Source organism: Amycolatopsis thermoflava N1165 (assembly GCF_000473265.1).
Classification (GTDB): domain Bacteria; phylum Actinomycetota; class Actinomycetes; order Mycobacteriales; family Pseudonocardiaceae; genus Amycolatopsis_E; species Amycolatopsis_E thermoflava.
Window position 1 is genome coordinate 223,862 of the sequence record NZ_KI421511.1, and the last position, 19,484, is coordinate 243,345.

At 73.4% G+C, this 19,484-nt stretch carries 19 protein-coding genes; 11 read left to right on the forward strand and 8 right to left on the reverse strand.

The genetic code is table 11. The annotated features are described in order from the left end of the window. Positions 1-123: 123 nt before the first annotated feature. Genes hpnC through hpnH form a run of 7 tightly spaced genes read left to right on the forward strand, consistent with a single transcriptional unit; the run spans position 124 to position 8,609 of the window. Positions 124-1,020, forward strand: a complete 897-nt coding sequence (gene hpnC / locus AMYTH_RS47520) for a squalene synthase HpnC (protein WP_084022469.1) — start codon at positions 124-126, stop codon at positions 1,018-1,020. Further along, entirely contained in the window at positions 1,017-1,871 is an 855-nt protein-coding gene (gene hpnD / locus AMYTH_RS0101145; protein ID WP_027928747.1) for a presqualene diphosphate synthase HpnD, read from the forward strand. The genes hpnC and hpnD overlap by 4 nt, the downstream gene beginning before the upstream one ends. Then, a complete protein-coding gene (gene hpnE / locus AMYTH_RS0101150; RefSeq protein WP_027928748.1) occupies positions 1,868-3,223 on the forward strand; it encodes a hydroxysqualene dehydroxylase HpnE in 1,356 nt (451 codons plus the stop codon). The genes hpnD and hpnE overlap by 4 nt, the downstream gene beginning before the upstream one ends. After that, a complete protein-coding gene (locus AMYTH_RS0101155) occupies positions 3,220-4,230 on the forward strand; it encodes a polyprenyl synthetase family protein (protein WP_027928749.1) in 1,011 nt (336 codons plus the stop codon). The genes hpnE and AMYTH_RS0101155 overlap by 4 nt, the downstream gene beginning before the upstream one ends. Further along, the gene (gene shc / locus AMYTH_RS0101160) at positions 4,231-6,132 is read left to right on the forward strand and encodes a squalene--hopene cyclase (protein ID WP_027928750.1); all 1,902 of its coding nucleotides are present in this window, start codon (positions 4,231-4,233) and stop codon (positions 6,130-6,132) included. Then, the gene (gene ispH / locus AMYTH_RS0101165) at positions 6,129-7,601 is read left to right on the forward strand and encodes a 4-hydroxy-3-methylbut-2-enyl diphosphate reductase (protein ID WP_027928751.1); all 1,473 of its coding nucleotides are present in this window, start codon (positions 6,129-6,131) and stop codon (positions 7,599-7,601) included. The genes shc and ispH overlap by 4 nt, the downstream gene beginning before the upstream one ends. Positions 7,602-7,604: 3 nt before the next feature. Beyond that, on the forward strand, positions 7,605-8,609 hold the full coding sequence (gene hpnH, locus AMYTH_RS0101170) for an adenosyl-hopene transferase HpnH (RefSeq protein ID WP_017983007.1): 1,005 nt from the start codon (positions 7,605-7,607) through the stop codon (positions 8,607-8,609). A 35-nt stretch (positions 8,610-8,644) separates the two neighbouring features. Here the strand turns inward: hpnH and AMYTH_RS0101175 are convergent, their stop codons facing one another. Together AMYTH_RS0101175 and AMYTH_RS0101180 are read right to left on the reverse strand one after the other, a co-directional pair. Beyond that, the gene (locus AMYTH_RS0101175; protein WP_027928752.1) at positions 8,645-9,046 is read right to left on the reverse strand and encodes a hypothetical protein; all 402 of its coding nucleotides are present in this window, start codon (positions 9,044-9,046) and stop codon (positions 8,645-8,647) included. A gap of 49 nt (positions 9,047-9,095) precedes the next feature. After that, a complete protein-coding gene (locus AMYTH_RS0101180) occupies positions 9,096-9,743 on the reverse strand; it encodes an ArsR/SmtB family transcription factor (protein WP_027928753.1) in 648 nt (215 codons plus the stop codon). Positions 9,744-9,833: 90 nt separating this feature from the next. On the opposite strand from AMYTH_RS0101180, the gene AMYTH_RS0101185 reads away from it, so the two are divergent. From AMYTH_RS0101185 to AMYTH_RS0101195, 3 genes are read left to right on the forward strand one after another with little or no spacing between them, the layout of a single operon-like run. Then, the gene (locus AMYTH_RS0101185; RefSeq protein WP_027928754.1) at positions 9,834-10,052 is read left to right on the forward strand and encodes a hypothetical protein; all 219 of its coding nucleotides are present in this window, start codon (positions 9,834-9,836) and stop codon (positions 10,050-10,052) included. Between the two features lie 6 nt (positions 10,053-10,058). Continuing rightward, positions 10,059-11,414: an MBL fold metallo-hydrolase gene (locus AMYTH_RS0101190; RefSeq protein ID WP_027928755.1), complete on the forward strand. Its 1,356-nt coding sequence runs from the start codon at positions 10,059-10,061 to the stop codon at positions 11,412-11,414. Continuing rightward, entirely contained in the window at positions 11,411-12,628 is a 1,218-nt protein-coding gene (locus AMYTH_RS0101195) for an MFS transporter (protein WP_027928756.1), read from the forward strand. The genes AMYTH_RS0101190 and AMYTH_RS0101195 overlap by 4 nt, the downstream gene beginning before the upstream one ends. 1 nt (position 12,629) lies before the next feature. Here AMYTH_RS0101195 and AMYTH_RS0101200 read toward each other — a convergent pair whose 3' ends face one another. Next, complete coding sequence (locus AMYTH_RS0101200) at positions 12,630-13,601, reverse strand: quinone oxidoreductase family protein (protein WP_027928757.1); 972 nt, start codon at positions 13,599-13,601, stop codon at positions 12,630-12,632. A 78-nt stretch (positions 13,602-13,679) separates the two neighbouring features. Between AMYTH_RS0101200 and AMYTH_RS0101205 the strand changes: the two genes are divergently transcribed. Further along, positions 13,680-13,985 (forward strand): hypothetical protein, encoded by a 306-nt coding sequence (locus AMYTH_RS0101205; RefSeq protein ID WP_027928758.1) that lies wholly within the window; start codon positions 13,680-13,682, stop codon positions 13,983-13,985. Between the two features lie 3 nt (positions 13,986-13,988). On the opposite strand, the gene AMYTH_RS0101210 is transcribed toward AMYTH_RS0101205, so the two are convergent. From AMYTH_RS0101210 to mptB, 5 genes are all read right to left on the reverse strand, one after another. Next, the gene (locus AMYTH_RS0101210; protein WP_051362450.1) at positions 13,989-14,903 is read right to left on the reverse strand and encodes an acyl-CoA desaturase; all 915 of its coding nucleotides are present in this window, start codon (positions 14,901-14,903) and stop codon (positions 13,989-13,991) included. Between the two features lie 111 nt (positions 14,904-15,014). Then, positions 15,015-15,992, reverse strand: coding sequence for a COX15/CtaA family protein (locus AMYTH_RS0101215; protein WP_027928760.1), 978 nt, complete (start codon positions 15,990-15,992; stop codon positions 15,015-15,017). 15 nt (positions 15,993-16,007) lie between these two features. Continuing rightward, positions 16,008-16,733 (reverse strand): ABC transporter permease, encoded by a 726-nt coding sequence (locus AMYTH_RS0101220; protein ID WP_157360759.1) that lies wholly within the window; start codon positions 16,731-16,733, stop codon positions 16,008-16,010. A 65-nt stretch (positions 16,734-16,798) separates the two neighbouring features. After that, on the reverse strand, positions 16,799-17,725 hold the full coding sequence (locus tag AMYTH_RS0101225; protein ID WP_027928762.1) for an ABC transporter ATP-binding protein: 927 nt from the start codon (positions 17,723-17,725) through the stop codon (positions 16,799-16,801). A gap of 24 nt (positions 17,726-17,749) precedes the next feature. Continuing rightward, positions 17,750-19,360: a polyprenol phosphomannose-dependent alpha 1,6 mannosyltransferase MptB gene (gene mptB / locus AMYTH_RS0101230; RefSeq protein ID WP_037322112.1), complete on the reverse strand. Its 1,611-nt coding sequence runs from the start codon at positions 19,358-19,360 to the stop codon at positions 17,750-17,752. Positions 19,361-19,484 lie beyond the last annotated feature (124 nt).

Consider the following 19,484-nt stretch of genomic DNA (forward strand, 5'->3'; position numbering starts at 1 on the left):
ACTCGCCTGCCCGCGTGCCGTCCATCGTCCGGGTCAATACTGTCAGCTCGTGACAACCGTGGCTTCTCCATTTTTGTTTCCGGAGCGAAGAATTGACCGCGGCCGCGGAGTGATTATGAGGCGATGGCTCCCGCACCCCCTGGTCCCGGCACGGTCGGCGACCGCGTGCTGCGTGAAAAGGAACGGGCCGAGAACTTTCCGGTAGCACTGCGGATACTTCCCCGTGACCTGCGCGCGGACCTGGTGGCGGTGTACGACGTCGCGCGTGTCATCGACGATCTGGGTGACGAGTCAGCAGTCGAGGACCGCACGCCCGGGTTATTGCGATTCCAGCGCGATCTGGAACGCGCCTTTCAGGGGGACCAACCACACGAACGGGTATTGCGTGATCTTCTTCCCGCGATTCACCGGCGCGATCTGGAACTCGACCCGTTCAATCGCCTGGTGCGGGCGAACCTCCAGGACCAGCGCGTCGCGTCCTACGCCACGCAGGCCGAACTGGAGGACTACTGCGTGCTCTCCGCCGATCCGGTGGGCCGGATCGTGCTGCGTGTCTTCGGTGTGCGCGACCCCGTCGCCGAGCGCCTGTCCGACCGGGTGTGCACCGCGCTGCAGCTGATCGAGCACTGCCAGGACGTGGCCGAGGACCGCCGCAACGGGCGGGTGTACCTGCCGAAGGCCGGCCTGGCCGCGTTCGGCGCGACCGAGGCCGACCTGGACGCCACCACGACGAGCCGGCCGGTGCGGCTGGCCGTCGCCGCCCAGACCGCCCGCGCGCTCGACCTGCTCACCGAGGGCGCGGCGCTGCTGGACCGGCTGCACGGCTGGGCGCGGCTCGCGGTGGCCGGCTACGTCGCCGGGGGACTGGCCACCCTCGACGCGCTGCGCCGCGCCCGCTGGGACGTCCTGGCCCGCACCCCGCGCCCGCGCAAGACCGACGTCCTGGCGCACCTGATCGCCCTGCTGGTGCGCCCGTCCGCCCATGTCCGACGGATCCGGGAAGGTGGTCGGCTCAGATGACCACGATCGAACAGGCCTACGCCACCTGCGAGGACATCACCAGGACGGAGGCCCGCAACTTCTACTGGGGCATCCGGCTGCTCACCCGTCAACGCCGCTCGGCGCTGTGCGCGGTGTACGCGCTGGCGCGGCGCGTCGACGACATCGGCGACGGCGACCTGCCGGTCGAGGAGAAGGCCGCGCAGCTGGAGATCGTGCGCAAGGAGCTGGCCGCGCTGGACCGCAGCACCGACCCGGTGATGGTCGCGGTCGCCGACGCCGCCCACCGCTACCCGGTGCCGCTGGAGGCGTTCGAGGAGCTGCTCGACGGCGTCTGGATGGACATCGAGGGCCGCCGCTACGGCACCTTCGACGAGCTGACCGAGTACTGCCGGTGCGTTGCCGGGTCGATCGGACGGTTGTGCCTGGGCGTGTTCGGGCACAAACCGCACCCGCAGGCCGCCCGCTACGCCGACGCGCTCGGCATCGCCCTGCAGCAGACGAACATCCTCCGCGACATCCGCGAAGACCTCCTGAACGGCCGGATCTACCTGCCGACGGAGGACCTCGACGCGTTCGGCGTCGAGCTGCGGATCACCGACGGCGCGCTGGCCGATCCGGACGGCGGCCTGGCGAACCTCATCCGGCACAGCGCCGCCCGCGCCCGCGAGTGGTACGCCGACGGCATGCGGCTGGGCCCGCTGCTGGACCGCCGCAGCGGCGCGTGCTGCCTGGCGATGGCCGGCATCTACCGGCAGCTGCTCGAACGGATCGCCGACGACCCCGCCGCGGTGTACGACAAGCGGCTTTCGTTGTCCGGGCGGGAAAAGCTGGGCGTCGCGGTCCGCGCGCTGGGCGGGCGGGCGGCATGAGGCAGCGGGTCGCGGTCGTCGGTGGCGGGCTCGCCGGGATCACCGCGGCCCTGCGCTGCGCCGACGCCGGGCACGAGGTGACGCTGCTGGAGTCCCGCGGCCTGCTGGGCGGCCTGACGCACTCGTTCACCCGCGACGGCCTGCACGTCGACAACGGGCAGCACGTGTTCCTCCGCTGCTGCACCTCGTACCTGGACTTCCTGCGGCGGCTCGGGGTGATGGACCGCGTGCACCTCCAGCCGCGCCTGGAGATCCCGGTGCGCTCGCCGCGGCTGCGCCGCCCGGTGTGGCTGCGCCGCAACCCGCTGCCCGCGCCGCTGCACCTCGCGGACTCGGTGCTGCGCTACACCCCGCTCGGTCTCGGCGACCGGATGCGCTTCGCCGGCGCCGCGCTCGCGCTGAAGTCGGTCGACCCGGCCGCGCCCAGCTCCGACCGGCGCACGTTCGGCGAATGGCTGTCCGCGCACGGGCAGAGCCGGGACGCGATCACGAAACTCTGGGACCTGGTGGGCATCGCGACGCTGAACGCCCCCGCGGAGCGGGCGTCGCTCGGCCTGGCCGCGACCGTCTTCCAGGTGGGCCTGCTGACCGACGCCGACGCGGCGGACATCGGCTGGGCGACCGTCCCGCTGCGGCGGCTGCACGGCGAGCCCGCGCTGGCCCGGCTGACCGAGGCGGGCGCCACCGTCCGGCTCAACGCCAAGGTGACCGGGCTGTCCCGCGCGGACGGCTGCTGGCGGATCGGGACCGACGAGCCGGTCGAGGCCGACCAGGTCGTGCTCGCCGTGCCGCCCCCGGTCGCGGCGAAACTGCTGCCCGAGGGCGCGGTCCGGCTGCCCCCGGACTTCGCCGGTGAGCTGGGCAGCTCGCCGATCGTCAACGCGCACGTCGTCCTCGACCGCCCGGTCACGGACGAGCCGTTCTTCGCCGTCGTCGACTCGCCGCTGCAGTGGGTGTTCGACCGCACCGCCTCGGCCGGTCTCGACCGCGGCCAGTACCTGGCGATCTCGCTGTCCGCGGCCGAGGAGGAGATCGACCTGCCGGTGCGGGCGCTGCGGGAACGCCTGCTGCCCGCGCTGCGCGAGGTGTTGCCCGCCGCCCGCGGCGCGGAGGTGCTCGACTTCTTCGTGACACGTGAACGGCACGCCACGTTCCGTCCCGCGCCGGGCAGCGCGGGACTGCGCCCGCAGGCCCGCACCCGCGCCCCGGGGCTGGTCCTGGCAGGCGCGTGGACCGCCACCGGGTGGCCGGCGACCATGGAGGGCGCCGTGCGCAGCGGTGAGGCGGCCGCCCAAGCCGTGCTCGGGGTCTCCACAGGGGCGCCGGGCCGATCGGAAGGGATACCCGCATGACCGCTGTACTCGATTCCCTGCAGCAGGGCAGGCAGGCCGTCCTGCCCGCGATGCGGGCCGCCGTCGACCGGCTCGACCCGGCCAGCCGCGCCATCGCCTACTACCACCTCGGCTGGACCGACCTGGACGGCAACCCGACCTCCGGCGGCGGCAAGGCCGTGCGTCCCGCGCTGGCGCTGCTGTCCGCCGAGGCCGCGGGCGCGCCCCCGGCCACCGGGCTGCCCGGCGCGGTCGCGGTGGAACTGGTGCACAACTTCTCGCTGCTGCACGACGACCTGATGGACGGCGACACCGAGCGGCGGCACCGGCCGACCGTGTGGGCGGTGCGCGGCGCGGCCAGCGCCATCCTCACCGGCGACGCGATGCTCGCCCTGGCCAACGAGGTCCTGCTGGACGCCGAGGGACCGGGCGCGGTCGCCGCGGCGCGCCTGCTGTCCGAGGCGGTCGGCGAGCTGATCCGCGGCCAGGTCCTCGACGTCGCCTTCGAGCAGCGCGACGACGTGAGCCTCGACGAGTGCCTGGACATGGCGGGCGGCAAGACCGGCGCGCTGCTGTCCGCCAGCTCCGCGATCGGCGCCGTGCTCGCCTGCGCGCCCGCCCGCACGGTCAGCGCGCTCGCCGAGTTCGGCGCCGACCTCGGCCTGGCGTTCCAGCTCGTCGACGACGTGCTCGGCATCTGGGGCGAGCCGTCGGTCACCGGCAAACCGGTGCACTCCGACCTGCGGGCCCGCAAGAAGAGCCTGCCGGTCACCTACGCCGTCACCCACGGCGGCGCGCCCGGCCGGGAGCTCGCCGCGTGGCTGACCGACGGCGACGTCGCCGACGACGCGGCCGTGCGCCGCGCCGCCGACCTGGTCGACCTGGCAGGCGGCCGCGCGTGGGCGCTGGAGGAAGCCCACCGCCGGATGGCGGCGGGACGGCAGAAGCTCGAGGACGCCGAGGTCCCGGGACGGGTGCGCGAGGAACTGCTGGCCCTCGCGCGGTTCATCGTGACCAGGGAGGCCTGAATGACGCAGACCGCTGACCCGGCGGCGAGATCCGCCGCCGGCGCCGCCGAGACGCTGGACCGCGCTGTCGCCCACCTCAAGGGGCTGCAACGCGACGGCGGCTGGTGGAAGGGCGAGCTGCAGACCAACGTGACCATGGACGCCGAGGACCTGCTGATGCGGGAGTTCCTCGGCATCCGCACCGCGCGCGAGACCGAGGAGGCCGCGCGCTGGATCCGCTCGCAGCAGCGCGCGGACGGCACCTGGGCCACCTTCCACGGCGGCCCCGGCGACCTGTCGACCACGCTGGAGGCGTGGGTCGCGCTGCGGCTGGCCGGTGACTCGCCGGACGAGCCGCACATGCGGCGGGCCGCGGAGTTCGTCCGCGCAGGCGGCGGGGTCGAGGCCAGCCGCGTGTTCACCCGGATCTGGCTGGCGCTGTTCGGGCTGTGGTCCTGGGACGACCTGCCTAACATGCCGCCCGAGCTGGTGCTGCTGCCGTCCTGGGTGCCGCTCAACGTCTACGACTGGGGCTGCTGGGCGCGGCAGACCGTGGTGCCGCTGACCGTGGTCAGCACCCTGCGGCCGGTCCGCCCGCTGTCGTTCGGCATCGACGAGCTGCGCACCGGGGTCAAGCGCGGCGGCGGGCTCGTCGCGCCGTGGACCTGGTCCGGCGCCTTCCACTACCTCGACAAGGCGCTGCACCTCTACGCCAAGGTCGCGGTCAAGCCGGTGCGGGAGTTCGCGATGCGGCAGGCCGCGGAGTGGATCCTGGCCCGGCAGGAGGCCGACGGCGGGTGGGGCGGCATCCAGCCGCCGTGGGTGTACTCCCTGCTCGCGCTGCACCTGCTCGGCTACTCGCTGGACCACCCGGCGATGCGCGCGGGCCTGCAGGGCCTGGAGGGGTTCCTGATCCGCGAGGAGACGTCCGAGGGCACCGTGCGGCGGCTGGAGGCCTGCCAGTCGCCGGTGTGGGACACCGCGTTGGCGATCACCGCGCTGCTGGACGCGGGCGCGCCTGCCGACGACCCGCACGTGCTCAAGGCCGTCGACTGGATGCTCGGCGAGGAGATCACCGTGCGCGGCGACTGGGCCGTGCGGCGGCCCGATCTGGACCCGGGCGGCTGGGCGTTCGAGTTCGCCAACGACCTCTACCCGGACACCGACGACACCGCGGAAGTCGTGCTCGGCCTGCGCCGCGTCGCGCACCCGGACCGGGAGCGGCTGTCCGGAGCGCTGGACCGCGCCGTGGCGTGGGTGACCGGCATGCAGTCCCGCGACGGCGGCTGGGGCGCGTTCGACGCCGACAACACCCAGGAGCTGACCACCAAGCTGCCGTTCTGCGACTTCGGCGCGGTGATCGACCCGCCGTCCGCGGACGTCACCGCGCACGTGGTCGAGATGCTGGCCAAGGAAGGCAAGACCGGCAGCCGGGAATGCCGCCGCGGCGTGAAATGGCTGCTGGACCACCAGGAGCCCGACGGGTCGTGGTTCGGCCGGTGGGGCGCCAACTACGTGTACGGCACCGGTGCCGTCGTGCCCGCGCTCGTCGAGGCCGGGGTCCCGGCGTCGGCCACCGCGATCCGGCGTGCCGTGCGGTGGCTGGCCGAGCACCAGAACGCCGACGGCGGCTGGGGTGAGGACCTGCGCTCCTACCGCGACCCGTCCTGGGCCGGGCGCGGTGAGTCGACCGCGTCGCAGACCGCGTGGGCGCTGCTGGCGCTGCTCGCCGCGGGGGAGCGGGACTCCGAGGTGACCGCGCGCGGCGTCCGGTGGCTGGCCGAGACCCAGCGCCCCGACGGCACGTGGGACGAGCCCCAGTTCACCGGCACCGGCTTCCCCGGCGACTTCTACATCAACTACCACCTGTACCGGCTGGTGTTCCCGGTGACCGCGCTCGGCCGGTACCTGGAACGGTCATGAGCGGCGTCGTGGTCGCGCCGATGCGCGTCGAGGCCTCCGCGCTGCGGACGCCGGGCCTGGTCGTGCTGCGCGGCGGGATGGGTCCGCGCCGCGCGGCGGAATCGGCGCAGCGGCTGGCCGCGGCCGGGCGGCCGGTCCTGGTCGCCGGGGTCGGCGGGGCGCTGGTGCCGGAGGTGCGGCCGGGCGACCTGGTGGTGGCGACCGAGATCGACGGCCCGGACGGGCGGGTGCCGCTGCACTCGGCACCGGTGCTCGCCGCGGCGTTGCGGCGGCTCGGGTTGACCGTCCACCTCGGACCGATCGCGTCCGCGCCCTCCGTCGTGGACGGTGCGGAACGGGCCAGGTATGCGCGGAACGGCGCGCTGGCTGTCGACATGGAGTCCGCGGAGTTCGCGTCGCTGCCTGGCCCGGTCGCGGTCGTGCGGGCCATTGTGGACACCCCGGACCAGCCGCTGTGGCGGCCGGGCACTGTGTTGCGGGGCCTGACCGGCCTGCGGTCGCTGCGGGCCGCGGTCCCGGCGCTGCGCGAGTGGTGCGAGGCGGCGGGGGAGGGCGAACTGCGGCTCGCCAGCCCGCGCTCGTTCTGCGCCGGCGTCGAGCGCGCCATCGAGATCGTCGAGCGGGCGCTGGAGCGCTACGGTGCGCCGGTCTACGTGCGCCGCCAGGTGGTGCACAACGCGCACGTGGTGCGGCGGCTGGAGGCGCTGGGCGCGGTGTTCGTGCAGGAGGTCGAGGAGGTGCCGCGCGGCGCGACGACGGTGCTGGCCGCGCACGGCGTCGCCCCGGCCGTGCGCGCCGCGGCGCAGGCGCGGGACCTGCGGGTGATCGACGCGACCTGCCCGCTGGTGATGAAGGTGCACACCGAGGTCAAGCGCTACACCGGCCGCGGTGACACGGTGTTCCTCATCGGGCACGCCGACCACGAGGAGGTCGAGGGCACGGTCGGGGAGGCGCCGGAGCGGATCGTCGTGGTCGAGGATGCCGAGGCGGCCGCGCACGTGCGGGCGCCCGACGGCGGCGTGGCCTACGCGATGCAGACCACGCTGGCCGTGGACGAGGCGGAGGAGATCGCCTCGGTGCTGCGCTCGCGGTTCCCCGGCATCGAGGGCCCGCGGCGCGACGACATCTGTTACGCCACCACCAACCGCCAGCGCGCGGTGACGGCGGTGGCCGAGGAGGCGGACCTCGTCCTCGTGGTCGGCTCGGCGAACTCGTCCAACTCGTTGCGCCTGGTGGAAGTGGCGCGGCGGCGGGGAACCCGGGCCAGGCTCGTCGACGACGTGTCCGAAGTGGACCTGCGCTGGCTGGCCGGGGCGAAGCGGATCGGGATCACCGCGGGCGCCTCGGCCCCACCGGACCTGGTGGCGGAGCTGGTGCGGTGCCTTCGCGGGCTGGGCCGGTCGACGGTGACCGAGAGCGCGGAGGCCGTTGAGGACGTGGTTTTCACACTACCCCGGGAGGTGAGCTAGACCATGGGCATGCCATTACGCCAGTCGATCCGGCTGGGTGCGTTCCTGGCCAAGCAGAAGCTGCTGCGCAAGGAGAAGTTTGCGATCCTGGTCGAGCTGGAACCGTTGTTCGCGTGCAACCTCAAGTGCGGTGGCTGCGGGAAGATCCAGCAGCCGGCGCACCTGCTGAAGCAGCGGATGCCGGTGCAGCAGGCCGTGGGCGCCGTGGAGGAGAGCGGCGCGCCGATGGTGTCCATCGCCGGTGGTGAACCGCTGATGCACCCGCAGATCCACGAGATCACGCGGATCCTGCTGGAGCGCAACAAGATCGTGTTCCTGTGCACGAACGCGCTGCTGCTGCCCAAGCACATCCACAAGTTCAAGCCGCACCGCAACTTCACCTGGATGGTCCACATCGACGGGCTCGAGGAGAAGCACGACGCGTCGGTGCGCAAGGAGGGCGGTTTCCAGGCCGCGGTCGAGGCGATCCAGCTCGCGAAGTCCAAGGGCTTCAAGGTGATGACGAACACGACGTTCTTCAACACCGACACCCCGCAGGACGTCATCGACGTGCTGGACTACCTCAACGACGTGGTCAAGGTCGACAACATGCAGCTCTCGCCGGGGTACGCCTACGAGAAGGCCCCGGACCAGGAGCACTTCCTCGGGGTGCAGCAGACGCGGGAGCTGTTCTCCAAGGCCTTCGCCGACGGGCGCCGCAAGAAGTGGCGGCTCAACCACTCGCCCGTGTTCCTCGACTTCATCGAGGGCAAGCGGGACCTGGAGTGCACGCCGTGGGGGATCCCGTCGTACTCGCTGCTGGGCTGGCAGCGGCCGTGCTACCTGCTCGACGACGGCTACGCCAAGACCTGGCGGGAGCTGATCGAGGAGACGGAGTGGGACAAGTTCGGCCGCGGCAAGGACCCGAGGTGCGCCAACTGCATGGCGCACTGCGGCTACGAACCGACGGCCGTGATCGCGACGACGAGCAGCCTGAAGGAGACGATCCGCGCCGCCGTGAGCGTGTAGGTGTTCCGGCCCCGCCTCCTCGTCGGGGGGCGGGGTCAGCTCTCGAAGAACTGGTGGTCCACGGCGATGCGCCCGTCCGCGGCGAGGGTCAGGATCTCCAGCCCGGTGCTGCGCGGCTGCCCGGTGCCGTCGACGAGCTCCCAGTTGAACTTGACGGTGTCGCCGAGCTGGTCGGTGTTCCCGCGGGCGGCGAGCGTGACGCCGGCGGGCGCCAGGAAGTCCTCGTGGCCGCGGCTTACGCGCTGTTCGATGGCGGCGTGACCGCGGGCCGCCAGGACCGCTCGGTCAAATCCGAGGGCCGTTGCCCGGTCGCGCATCTCCCGGGGCGGTTGCAGCAGGTGCACGCCGTCCTCGGACCACAGCAGCTCGATCAGCTTCCGGCGCGCGCTCGCGTCGGTTTCGTTCCACAGCGCGACATAGCGTTCGACGAGATCCATGGTGGCAGCTTCGCCGCAGCCGGGACCGCGGACAATTCCCGCGCGGGTATCAGGGGCGCGCCGCGGCCCACTCCGGGTAGCCGTCCTCCAGTCGGGCCGCCTGGCGCCCGGCCGCGGTCAGCAGCCGGACCGCTTCGTCCGCGTAGACGCAGTACGGGCCGCGGCAGTAGGCGACCACCTGGGCGCCGTCCGGGACCTCCGTCAGCCGCGTCCGCAGTTCGCCGATCGGGATCGACACCGCGCCCGGGATGTGGCCCGCCGCGAACTCCGGGGCCGGGCGCACGTCGAGCACCACCACATCGCCGTCGCGGAGCCGCCGGTCCAGTTCGTCACGCGTGATGGTCTCCAGGCCGGAGCGGTCGCCGACGTACTCCTCGGCGAGCCGGGCCAGGCCCTCGACGTGCTGCTCGGCCGCCGCGCGCATCGCCAGCCACAGCTGCGCCACCGCGGCGCCGGCCAGCGAGTAGAACACCCGCGTGCCCTCCCGGCGGGTCCGCACCAGGCCGGACCGCAGCAGCCGCTGCAGGTGCTGGGAGGTGTTGGCCACCGACTGGCCGATCTCGGCGGCGAGCTCGTCGACCGGCCGCTCACCCTGCGCGAGCACGTCCACCAGCTCCGCGCGCCGCCCGCTGGCCAGCGCCTTCGCGGTCTCGGCCAGCGCGTCGTACAACTCGGTCTTCGCGGCTCGATCACCCACGGGACCAGCATATTCAAGCGAACTCTTGACAAGCAACACAGCCCGGGTCTCTTATTCAAGAAGACACTTGAACAAGCGCGGAGGTGCGCGATGGCCACCGGCGTGGACACCCGGGCCCTGGAGACCCGGGTCAAGCGGATGTACGAACTGGTCACGATGGAGCCGCTGCTGCCGGAATCCGCGGTGTGCAACGCCGACCTGTGGGCGTCCTGCATCGGCGGCGCCACTCCACGGGACCACTACCGCGACGCCTGCGCGAGCTACGGCGTGCGCAGCGTTTCCGTGCTGGCAAGCAAACCCCGGCGGTGACCGATCATGTCCACTGTAGACGTCCTGCCGCTCGTGGACGAAGGGCTCGGCAACTCCGCCTACCTGGCCGACCTCGGTGACGGCCGGGCGCTGGTCGTCGACGTGAGCCTGGACCTGCGGGCCGCCCGGCGCGCGGCCGCGCGGCGCGGTCTGCGGCTCGCCTTCGCCGCCGACACCCACCTGCACGCCGACTTCGTCTCCGGCGCCCGGCAGCTCGCGGCCACCGACGGCGCCCGCGTGCTCGCCTCGGCCGCGGGGCGCCGCGAGTACCGCCACGACGGCCTGCGCGACGGGGACGAAACCGACGTCGGCGGGCTCCGCCTGCGCGCCCTGTTCACCCCGGGCCACACCCACGAGCACCTGTCGTTCCTCCTGCTCGACGGCGCCGCCCCCGTCGGCGTGTTCACCGGCGGCTCGCTGATCGTCGGGGCCGCCGCCCGCACCGACCTGGTCCACCCGGCCCTGACCGACGAGCTGGCCCGCCGCCAGTACGCCTCCCTGCGGCGGCTGGCGAGCCTGCCGGACGAGGTCGCGGTGTGGCCCACCCACGGCGCCGGCTCGTTCTGCTCCGCGCCGCCGGGCGCACGCCGCACCAGCACCATCGGCGCCGAGAAGGCGACGAACTCGTTGCTGCACGCGGAAAACGAGGACGCCTTCGTCGCCGCGCTGCTGGGGTCGCTCGGCAGCTTCCCGTCCTACTTCCGCGAACTGGCCGACACCAACCGTCGCGGCTTGGTCCTGCCGGGCGATCCGGTCCTGCCCGGCCTCGACGTGGACCGGGTGCGCGCGCTGGCCGCCGACGGTGCGGTGGTCGTCGACGCCCGCCCCGCCGCCGACTTCGCCGCCGGTCACGTGCCCGGTGCGCTGTCGATCCCGCTGCGCCCGGCGTTCGCGTCCTGGCTCGGCTGGCTCGTGCCCGCTGATCGCCCGATCGTGGTCGTGCGCGGCGGCGACCAGGACCCGGCCGAAATCGCCTGGCAGGCAGTCAAGATCGGCCGCACCGGCCTGGCCGGCGAGCTCGACGGCGGGCTCGCCGCGTGGACCGCGGCCGGGCAGCCGGTGCGGCGCACACCGGTCGTCACGGCCGACGGGATCGGCGGGCGGCCGGTGCTCGACGTGCGCCAGGACGGGGAGTTCGCCGCAGGCCACCTGCCCGGCGCCCGGCACCGCGAGCTGGGCCGCCTCGACGGGCACGAGCTGCCGCGGGAACCGCTGGTGGTGATGTGCGGCCACGGTGAACGGGCGATGAGCGCCGCCAGCCTCCTCGAACAGGCCGGCCACCGGGACGTCACGGTGGTGCTGGCGGGCGGCCCCGCGGACTGGGCCCGCGCGACCGGGAACGCGCTGGTGACCGGCGCGTGACGGTCCGGCTGGGCCTGCGGGCCAACCTCGCCCAGTTCAGCCTCCTGGTCGCGGTCAACGCCCTCGTCGGCGGGGTGCTGGGCCAGGAACGGACCGTCCTGCCGCTGCTGGCGGGCCCGGTGTTCGGCCTGACCGGCTACACCGTCCTGCTCACCTACGTGCTCGCGTTCGGCCTCACCAAGGCCGCCGCCAACTACCTGGCCGGCACCCTGTCCGACCGGTACGGGCGCAAACCCGTGCTGCTGGCCGGGTGGCTGATCGCCGTGCCGGCGCCGGCGCTGCTCGCCCTCGCCCCGGACTGGGGCTGGATCGTGGCCGCCAACGTCCTGCTCGGCCTCAGCCAGGGGCTGACCTGGTCGACCACCGTCATCATGAAGATCGACCTCGCCGGCCCGCGGCGGCGCGGCCTCGCGATGGGACTCAACGAGGCCGCCGGGTACGGCGCGCTGGCGATCACCGCAGCCGCCACCGGCTACCTCGCCGCGCGCCACGGCCTGCGCCCCGCCCCGTTCCTCCTCGGCGCGGCCTACGTCGCGCTGGGCCTCGGCCTGACCGCGGTGTTCGTGCGGGAGACGCGCGACCACGCCCGCTTCGAGTCCCGCGGCCACGCCACCGGGGGAGAACTGAGCGGCTGGGCCGTGTTCGCCCGCACCAGCGTGCGTGACCGCGCGTTGTCCGCGGCCAGCCAGGCCGGGATGGTCAACAACCTCAACGACGGCCTCGCGATGGGCCTGTTCCCGATCCTGTTCGTCACCGCGGGCCTGTCCGTGGCCGGCGCCGGCGTGCTCGCCGCGCTCTACCCCGCGGTCTGGGGCGCCGGGCAGCTCGTCACCGGCCCGATGTCGGACCGCTGGGGCCGCAAGCACCTGATCACCGCGGGCATGCTGGTGCAGGCCGCCGCGCTCGGGCTGACCGCGGCCGCCTCCGGCTTCGCGACCTGGGCGGTGGCGATGGTGCTGCTCGGCGCGGGCACCGCCATGGTCTACCCGACGCTGCTCGCGGTGGTCGGCGACGTCGCCCATCCGGCGTGGCGGGCCCGTGCCGTCGGCGTCTACCGGCTCTGGCGCGACAGTGGATTCGCGGTGGGGGCGGTGGTGTCCGGGCTCGCCGCCGACCTGTGGGGCGTGCGGGCGGCGGTGGCGGTCGTCGCCGCGCTCACCGCCGCCTCCGGCATCGCGGTCGCGATCCGCATGCCCGAAACCCACCCCGCCTGACCTACGGGATCAGCAGCACCTTGCCCGTGGTGCGGCGGCCCTGCAGGTCCTCGTGCGCCTTCGCGGCGTCCGACAGCGCGTACTTGGCGCCCACGCGGACCTTGAGCGCGCCCGAGGTGACCGCCTCGAAGAGCTCGTTCGTGCGCCACTCCAGCTCGTCGCGCGTGCGCACGTAGTGGGCCGACGTCGGGCGCGTCAGGTAAACCGAGCCCGCCGCGTTCAGCCGCTGCGGGTCGACCGGCGGGACCGGCCCGCTCGCCGCCCCGAACAGCACCAGGAACCCGCGCACCCGCAGGCTCGCCAGGCTTCCGTCGAAAGTGGACTTGCCGACCCCGTCGTACACCGCGGCCACACCCTCGCCGCCGGTCAGTTTCCGGACCTCCTCGGCGAAATCGACCTGGTCGTAGCGGATCACCTCGTCCACACCGGCCTCCCTGGCCAGCGCGGCCTTCTCCGCGGTCGACACCGTGCCGATCACCCGCGCGCCACGCGCCTTCGCCAGCTGCGTCAGCAGCAGCCCGACGCCGCCCGCGGCCGCGTGCAGCAGGATCGTGTCGCCCTCCTGCACCTCGTACGTCGACCGCACCAGGTAGTGCGCGGTGACGCCCTGCAGCATCGTCGCCGCGGCGGTCTCCAGCGACACGCCCTCGGGCACCGCGACCGCGGCGCTCGCCGGGATCCGGGCCTGCTGCGCGTACCCGCCGAGCACGCCCTGCCACGCCACCCGGTCACCGGCCGCGAAGCCCGTCACGCCCTCGCCGGCCGCGACGACCGTTCCGGCGCCCTCCATGCCCAGCGTCACGGGCAGGTCGATCTTGTAGATCCCGCTGCGCTGGTAGGTGTCGATGTAGTTCACGCCCGCGGCGGCGACGTCGACCAGCAGCTCACCCGGCCCGGGATCGCCGACCTCGACCTCACCGGCCTCCAGCACCTCGGGTCCGCCGGTCCGCCGAATCTGCACTGCCGTGGGCATCGCCTGTGTCCTCCTGACGTGGTCGGGTTCACCTCGCACAACCGGGTGGGTCGCGCGGATCTTCCCTAAGATGCCGACATGGCTGAAGAGACCGAGGCACCGGCGCCCACCGCCAAGCAGCTTACGACCGCCCGCCGCTTCGTCGCCGAGCACGGCAAGCCGGCGAAGGCCGTCGTGGAGAACATCGGCCGCGCCGGGGCGCGCGTGGTGCTCGTCGGCCACGACGGCGCGATGGGCGACGTCGTCGTCCCGTCCGTGGCGACCGGGCAGAAGCTCGTCGAGGCCGTGGCGGACCTGGAACCGGCCGAGTGGGACGCCGAGACCGTCAACTCCACGCAGATCGGGCCCGGCCACCGTCGCCGGATGGCCGGGCACGCCCTGTAGGAACTAGGAAGCGGGTTCGAGCCGCTTCGCGGCGAGGCGCTCGGCGCGCGGCCACCGCACGTCGCGCGCCCAGCCCAGCTTCTCGAAGATCCAGATCAACCGCGCGGACACGTCCACCTGCCCGCGCAGCACGCCGTGCCGGGCGCACGTCGGGTCCGCGTGGTGGGAGTTGTGCCACGACTCGCCCATCGACAGGATCGCCAGCGGCCAGAAGTTCGCCGCCTTGTCCCGGCTGGCGAACGGCCGGTCGCCGATCATGTGGCAGATCGAGTTCACCGACCACGTCACGTGGTGCAGGAACGCGATCCGCACCAGCCCGGCCCAGAAGAACGCGGTCACCGCGCCCCACCACGACCAGCTCAGCAGCCCGCCGAGCAGCGTCGGCAGGCCCAGGCTCAGCACGATCCACAGCCAGAACAGCCGGTTCACCACGCGCAGGTCGTCGTCGGCCAGCAGGTCCGGCGCGAACCGCTCGTAGTTGGTCACCTCGCGCTGGAACATCCACCCCATGTGCGCGTGCCAGAAGCCGCGCAGCAGCGCCGCCGGGCTGGTGCCGAACAGCCAGGGGGAGTGCGGGTCGCCCTCGCGGTCGGCGAACGCGTGGTGGCGGCGGTGGCTGGCCACCCAGAAGATGACCGACCCCTGCACGGCCATGCTGCCCGCGATCGCCATCGCGACCCGCAGCGGACGACCGGTCTTGAACGCGCCGTGCGTGAAGTACCGGTGGTAGCCCACCGTCACCCCGAGGGTCGCGACGACGTAGAAGAACACCGCCAGGCCCAGGTCGAGCCAGGTCAGGCCCCAGCCCCACGCCAGCGGAACGGCGGTGATCAGGGCGAGGAACGGGATCAGCAGGAACGCTTTGAGCACGATCATCTGACCGGAGGACCGGCGATGCGAGATCAGCGGTTTCGTCATGGGCGGCAGTAACCTCTCTTTCCGGCCCCACCGTACGGAGCCGTCTTGGCGAATACCCCCCTCGGGCGTTACTACCGCATGACGGGCGGCGGAACCCCGCCCCAGCCGCGGTCAGCTGCGGGTCGCGGTCAGCTCCGGTTCGCGCGGCGCCGGGCCTGCCGAGGTGACCGGCCCGCGATCGCGGGAGCCGCACCACAGGGCGGCCGTCGCCACGATCACCAGCGCCGACCCGAGGACGTGCAGCGACACCAGCGCCTCCGGGATGCCGAGGGCATATTGCACCGAACCCAGCACGCCCTGCGCCAGCGCGACCACCCACACGATCGCGTAGCGCCGCCACAGCGCGGCCGGGGTGCCGCCGCGCATCAGGACCAGGCCGAAGACCGCGAGCACCAGCAGGTAGCAGACCAGCAGCCCGCCGTGGACCTGCGCGAGGACCTCGATCGGCGCGTCCAGCCGGTGGGTCTCCGGGTCGCCGCCGTGCGGGCCGGCGCCGGTGACCGTGGTGCCGGCGATCAGGATCGCCCACAGCGCCACGACGAGCGTGACCAGCAGCTTCTTCGCCGGCGGCGGGATGAGCCAGCGGGCGGGCTCGTCGCCCTCGTTGAACGCGCGCAGCAGCAGGACCGCGAGCCACACGAGCGGGGTGGAAGCGAGGAAGTGGATCGCGACCGTCCACCACTCGAGCTTCGCGAGCACCGTGATGCCGCCGACCACGGCCTGCAGCACGACACCGCCGGGCATCGTCCAGGCGAGTTTCACCAGGCGCTTGCGCTCGGGGTGGGCGATCTGCACGCGCCACGCGGCGAGCACCGCCAGCGCGGAGACCAGCACCACCACGACGGTGAGCAGCCGGTTGCCGAACTCGATCCACTGGTTGAGCGTGTCGAACTCGGGGTGCGCGACCGGCACCATGCTGCCCGGGAAGCACTGCGGCCAGGTGGGGCAGCCCAGGCCCGAACCGGTGACCCGGACGACCGAGCCGGTGACCCCGATGCCGGCCTGGGCCACGATCGCGGCGACGGCGATCGCGCGCTGCACCGGGCGCGACGGGTAGGGCAGGCGGGCGATCAGGGAGCTCAGGGCCACAGCAACATCCTAGAGTTATGTCAGTTTTGTCGTTTTCGCGGCCACCGCTGCCGCCAGCACGCCCCACACGGCGAGCACGAGGACCGGGCCGACGGCGAATTGCCCGTCGACCAGCGCCGCCCGCAGACCTTCGGCCAGCGCGCCGGAGGGCAGCAGTTGGATGACGGTCGCGGCCGCCGACGGCAGCGTGGACGGCGCGAGCAGGATGCCCCCCGCGAGCAGCAGCACGAACCACACGATGTTGGCCAGCGCCAGCACCGCCTCCGCGCGCAGCGACCCGCCGAGCAGCACCCCCAGCGCGCCGAAGCTCAGCGTGCCGAGCACCAGCAGCACCACCGCCTCGGCGATGCCCGCCGGCGACGGGCTCCAGCCGAGGAACGCGGCGACCACGCCGAGCACCACGACCTGCAGCAGCACCACGACCAGGGCCGCGACGATCCGGCCCGCGACCAGCAGCCAGCGCGGGATGGCGGTGGCCGACAACCGCTTCAGCACGCCGTAGCGGCGGTCGAAGCCGAGCGCGATCGCCTGCCCGGTGAACGCCGACGACATGACCGCGAGCGCGAAGATCCGCGGCGTCACCCAGTCCGCTTTGGACACCCCGTCCAGGTCGCCCGCGGGCAGGATGTCCAGCAGCGTCAGGCCGATCAGCAGGGCCAGCGGGATGAGCAGGGTGAGCAGGATCTGCTCGCCGTGCCGCAGCGTGAGGCTGGTCTCCAGCTTCGCGTGGGTGAACAGCATGCGCGCGCGGCTGCCCGCGCCCGGCGCGGGGGTGAAGGTGCCGGCGGGGAACCGGGCCGGTGCGGTCACGAGCGCAGCTCCCGTCCGGTCAGCTCGAGGAAGACCTCTTCCAGGTCGCGCTTGCCGACGTGCAGCTCCTCGGCCAGCACGCCCTGCTGCGCGCACCACGCCGTCACCGTGGACACCACCTGCGGGTTCACCTTCCCGGAGACCTGGTAGCTGCCCGGCGCGGTCTCCTTGACGTGGTAGCCCTCGGGCAGCGCGGCGGACAGCAGGTCGGTGTCCAGCCCGGCGCGGGCCTTGAACCGCAGCTGCGCGGTGTCGGCGTCGTCGGCGGTCAGCGCGCTCGGCGTGCCCTCCGCGATGACGCGGCCGTTGTCGACGATCACCACGTCGTCGGCCAGCGCCTCGGCTTCTTCCATCAGGTGCGTGGTGAGCAGCACGCTGACGCCGTCGGCCCGCAGCGCGCCCAGCAGTTCCCACACCAGGCGGCGGGCCTGCGGGTCCATACCCGCGGTCGGCTCGTCGAGGAACACCAGCTCCGGCCGCCCGACCAGGGCACAGGCCAGCGACAGGCGCTGCTGCTGGCCGCCGGAGAGGCGCTTGAACGGGGTGCGGCGCGCGGGGGCGAGGCCGAGGACGTCGAGCAGCCACGCGGGGTCGAGCGGGTTGGCGGCGCACGCGGCGACCAGGCCCAGCATCTCGCCGGCGCGGACGCCGGGGTAGGCGCCGCCGCCCTGCGGCATCACGCCGATGCGGGGGCGCAGCGCGGCGCCGTCGCGGACCGGGTCCAGGCCCAGCACCCGCACCGAGCCGGAGTCGGCGCGGCGGAAGCCCTCGCAGATCTCGACGGTGGTGGTCTTGCCGGCGCCGTTGGGACCGAGCAGCGCGAGCAGGCGCCCGCGGTCCATCTTGAGGTCCAGGCCGTCGACCGCGGTCTTCGAGCCGTACCGCTTCACCAGCCCGGTGATCTCGACGGCAGGTGTGCTCACGACTGTCAAGCGTACGACCTCGGCTCAGGCCACCGGCTGCGGATCCCTCTTCAGCAGAAGAGGTGCCCTGCGCCACACGACGACCATCGCGACGGCGACGACGAGAGCCGCGGCCAGGTAGGCCTGCGGCACGACGAACGAGCGGCCGTCGAACGTGCTGCCCGGCGGTGCGGCGAGGAAGGCCAGCGCGACGCTGGCGACGCTGGCGGCGACCCGGAACCGGGAGGTGCCCGCCGCGGCGGCGAGCGGGATGACCGCCCACAGCAGCCACCACGGCTGCATCGCGACGTGCAGCATCATGAACGCGCCCAGCGACACGCCGAGGCCGATGATGGGCCGGTAGCGCCAGCGGAAGCTGTCCCAGAGGAACTTGGCCGTGATGAGCCCGGCCAGCGCGGTGCCGGCCAGTTGCAGGATCGACACCAGCGCGTTGGTGTGGTTGCCCAGGCCGAGCGCGATGCCCAGGACGCCGCCGAGGTTGGCCAGCTCGGCGGTGGGGGAGATCCAGCTGCGCACCAGGCCGGGCGTGCCGAGGGCGCCGACCCAGCCGAAGCCGAGCCCGGTGCCCAGGCACACGGCGACCATGACCGCGGCGAACACGCCGGTGACCAGCGCCGCGGCACGCAGCAGGTCGGTGATGCGGCCGTGCCAGCGGCGGGCGATCATCACGCCGAAGAAGCCGAGCGCGATGATCGCGTTGATCTTCACCGCAGCGCCGAGCGTGATGACGGCCGCGCCGAGCACGATGAACAGGACCTCGCCGCGCGCCAGCGGCGGCGCCGTGTCGCCGGTGACCCGCACCGGGAGGCGGCGGATGCCCAGCTCCAGGCCGGCGACCATGAGGCCGATGCCGAGTGCCTCGTTGTGCGCGCCGGCGACCAGGTGGAACAACACGAGCGGGTTGGCCGCGCCGAGCCACAGCGCGGTCGCCGGTTCGACGCCGAAGCGCTGCGCCAGCCGCGGCAGGGCCCAGATGATCAGGGCGACGCCGGCCAGCGCGAGCGCGCGCTGCAGAAGCACCCCGGCGACGATGTTGTCGCCGACGACCGCGGAGATCCAGCTGCCCAGCTTGAGGAACAGCGGGCCGTAGGGGGCCGGGGTCTCCCGCCACATGTTGGACACGCCGCTGGTGAGCGGGTCGGCGACGCCGAGGGCCTGCGCCGGGCCCAGCGAGTAGGGGTCCATGCCGCGGTGCACGATCTCGCTCTGCGCGAGGTAGCTGTAGACGTCGCGGGAGAACAGCGGCGGGATGAACATCAGCGGCGTCAGCCACATGACGAGGGTGCGGGTGAGCTCCGCTCGGGTGGCGAGGCGGGCGCGCCCCGGCCGCGCGAACCGGCCGAGCAGCAGCCAGCCCACGACGAGCATGCCCATGCCGGCGAAGCAGATGGCCAGCGAGACGGTCGGGATGCGGGCGAACAGGCGCAGGACGGGGATGTCCTGGACCGGGTTCAGCACCGGAGCCGCCCCCGCGCCCAGCGAGCCGAGCGCGAGCAGCAGGGCGCCGATCGTGCCGAGGCGGCGGACGATGTCGAGCGCGCGCAGTTCCCGCTGCTCCAGCGGCCCGGCCTCGGGGGGCCGCACCGGGGACAGCGGTACCGCCACCGCACCGCCACCGGTGCTCTGCTCGCCCAATGCCACACACAGAGGGTATCGACGCCGTGAAGGGCGCTCGTGAAGGGCGGTGGCCCGGGTTGATCATGACCGCGGCCCGGAACCCCGGGTCCACCGCCGCCACCCACCCGAGCGACCCGCCGTC

Excerpts from the sequence above, each read along its gene's own strand:
- hpnC (WP_084022469.1), top strand. The coding sequence starts at position 124 with ATGGCTCCCGCACCCCCTGGTCCCGGCACGGTCGGCGACCGCGTGCTG.
- hpnD (WP_027928747.1), top strand. The coding sequence starts at position 1,017 with ATGACCACGATCGAACAGGCCTACGCCACCTGCGAGGACATCACCAGG.
- hpnE (WP_027928748.1), top strand. The coding sequence starts at position 1,868 with ATGAGGCAGCGGGTCGCGGTCGTCGGTGGCGGGCTCGCCGGGATCACC.
- AMYTH_RS0101155 (WP_027928749.1), top strand. The coding sequence starts at position 3,220 with ATGACCGCTGTACTCGATTCCCTGCAGCAGGGCAGGCAGGCCGTCCTG.
- shc (WP_027928750.1), top strand. The coding sequence starts at position 4,231 with ATGACGCAGACCGCTGACCCGGCGGCGAGATCCGCCGCCGGCGCCGCC.
- ispH (WP_027928751.1), top strand. The coding sequence starts at position 6,129 with ATGAGCGGCGTCGTGGTCGCGCCGATGCGCGTCGAGGCCTCCGCGCTG.
- hpnH (WP_017983007.1), top strand. The coding sequence starts at position 7,605 with ATGGGCATGCCATTACGCCAGTCGATCCGGCTGGGTGCGTTCCTGGCC.
- AMYTH_RS0101175 (WP_027928752.1), bottom strand. The coding sequence starts at position 9,046 with ATGGATCTCGTCGAACGCTATGTCGCGCTGTGGAACGAAACCGACGCG.
- AMYTH_RS0101185 (WP_027928754.1), top strand. The coding sequence starts at position 9,834 with ATGGCCACCGGCGTGGACACCCGGGCCCTGGAGACCCGGGTCAAGCGG.
- AMYTH_RS0101190 (WP_027928755.1), top strand. The coding sequence starts at position 10,059 with ATGTCCACTGTAGACGTCCTGCCGCTCGTGGACGAAGGGCTCGGCAAC.
- AMYTH_RS0101200 (WP_027928757.1), bottom strand. The coding sequence starts at position 13,601 with ATGCCCACGGCAGTGCAGATTCGGCGGACCGGCGGACCCGAGGTGCTG.
- AMYTH_RS0101205 (WP_027928758.1), top strand. The coding sequence starts at position 13,680 with ATGGCTGAAGAGACCGAGGCACCGGCGCCCACCGCCAAGCAGCTTACG.
- AMYTH_RS0101210 (WP_051362450.1), bottom strand. The coding sequence starts at position 14,903 with ATGACGAAACCGCTGATCTCGCATCGCCGGTCCTCCGGTCAGATGATC.
- AMYTH_RS0101220 (WP_157360759.1), bottom strand. The coding sequence starts at position 16,733 with ATGCTGTTCACCCACGCGAAGCTGGAGACCAGCCTCACGCTGCGGCAC.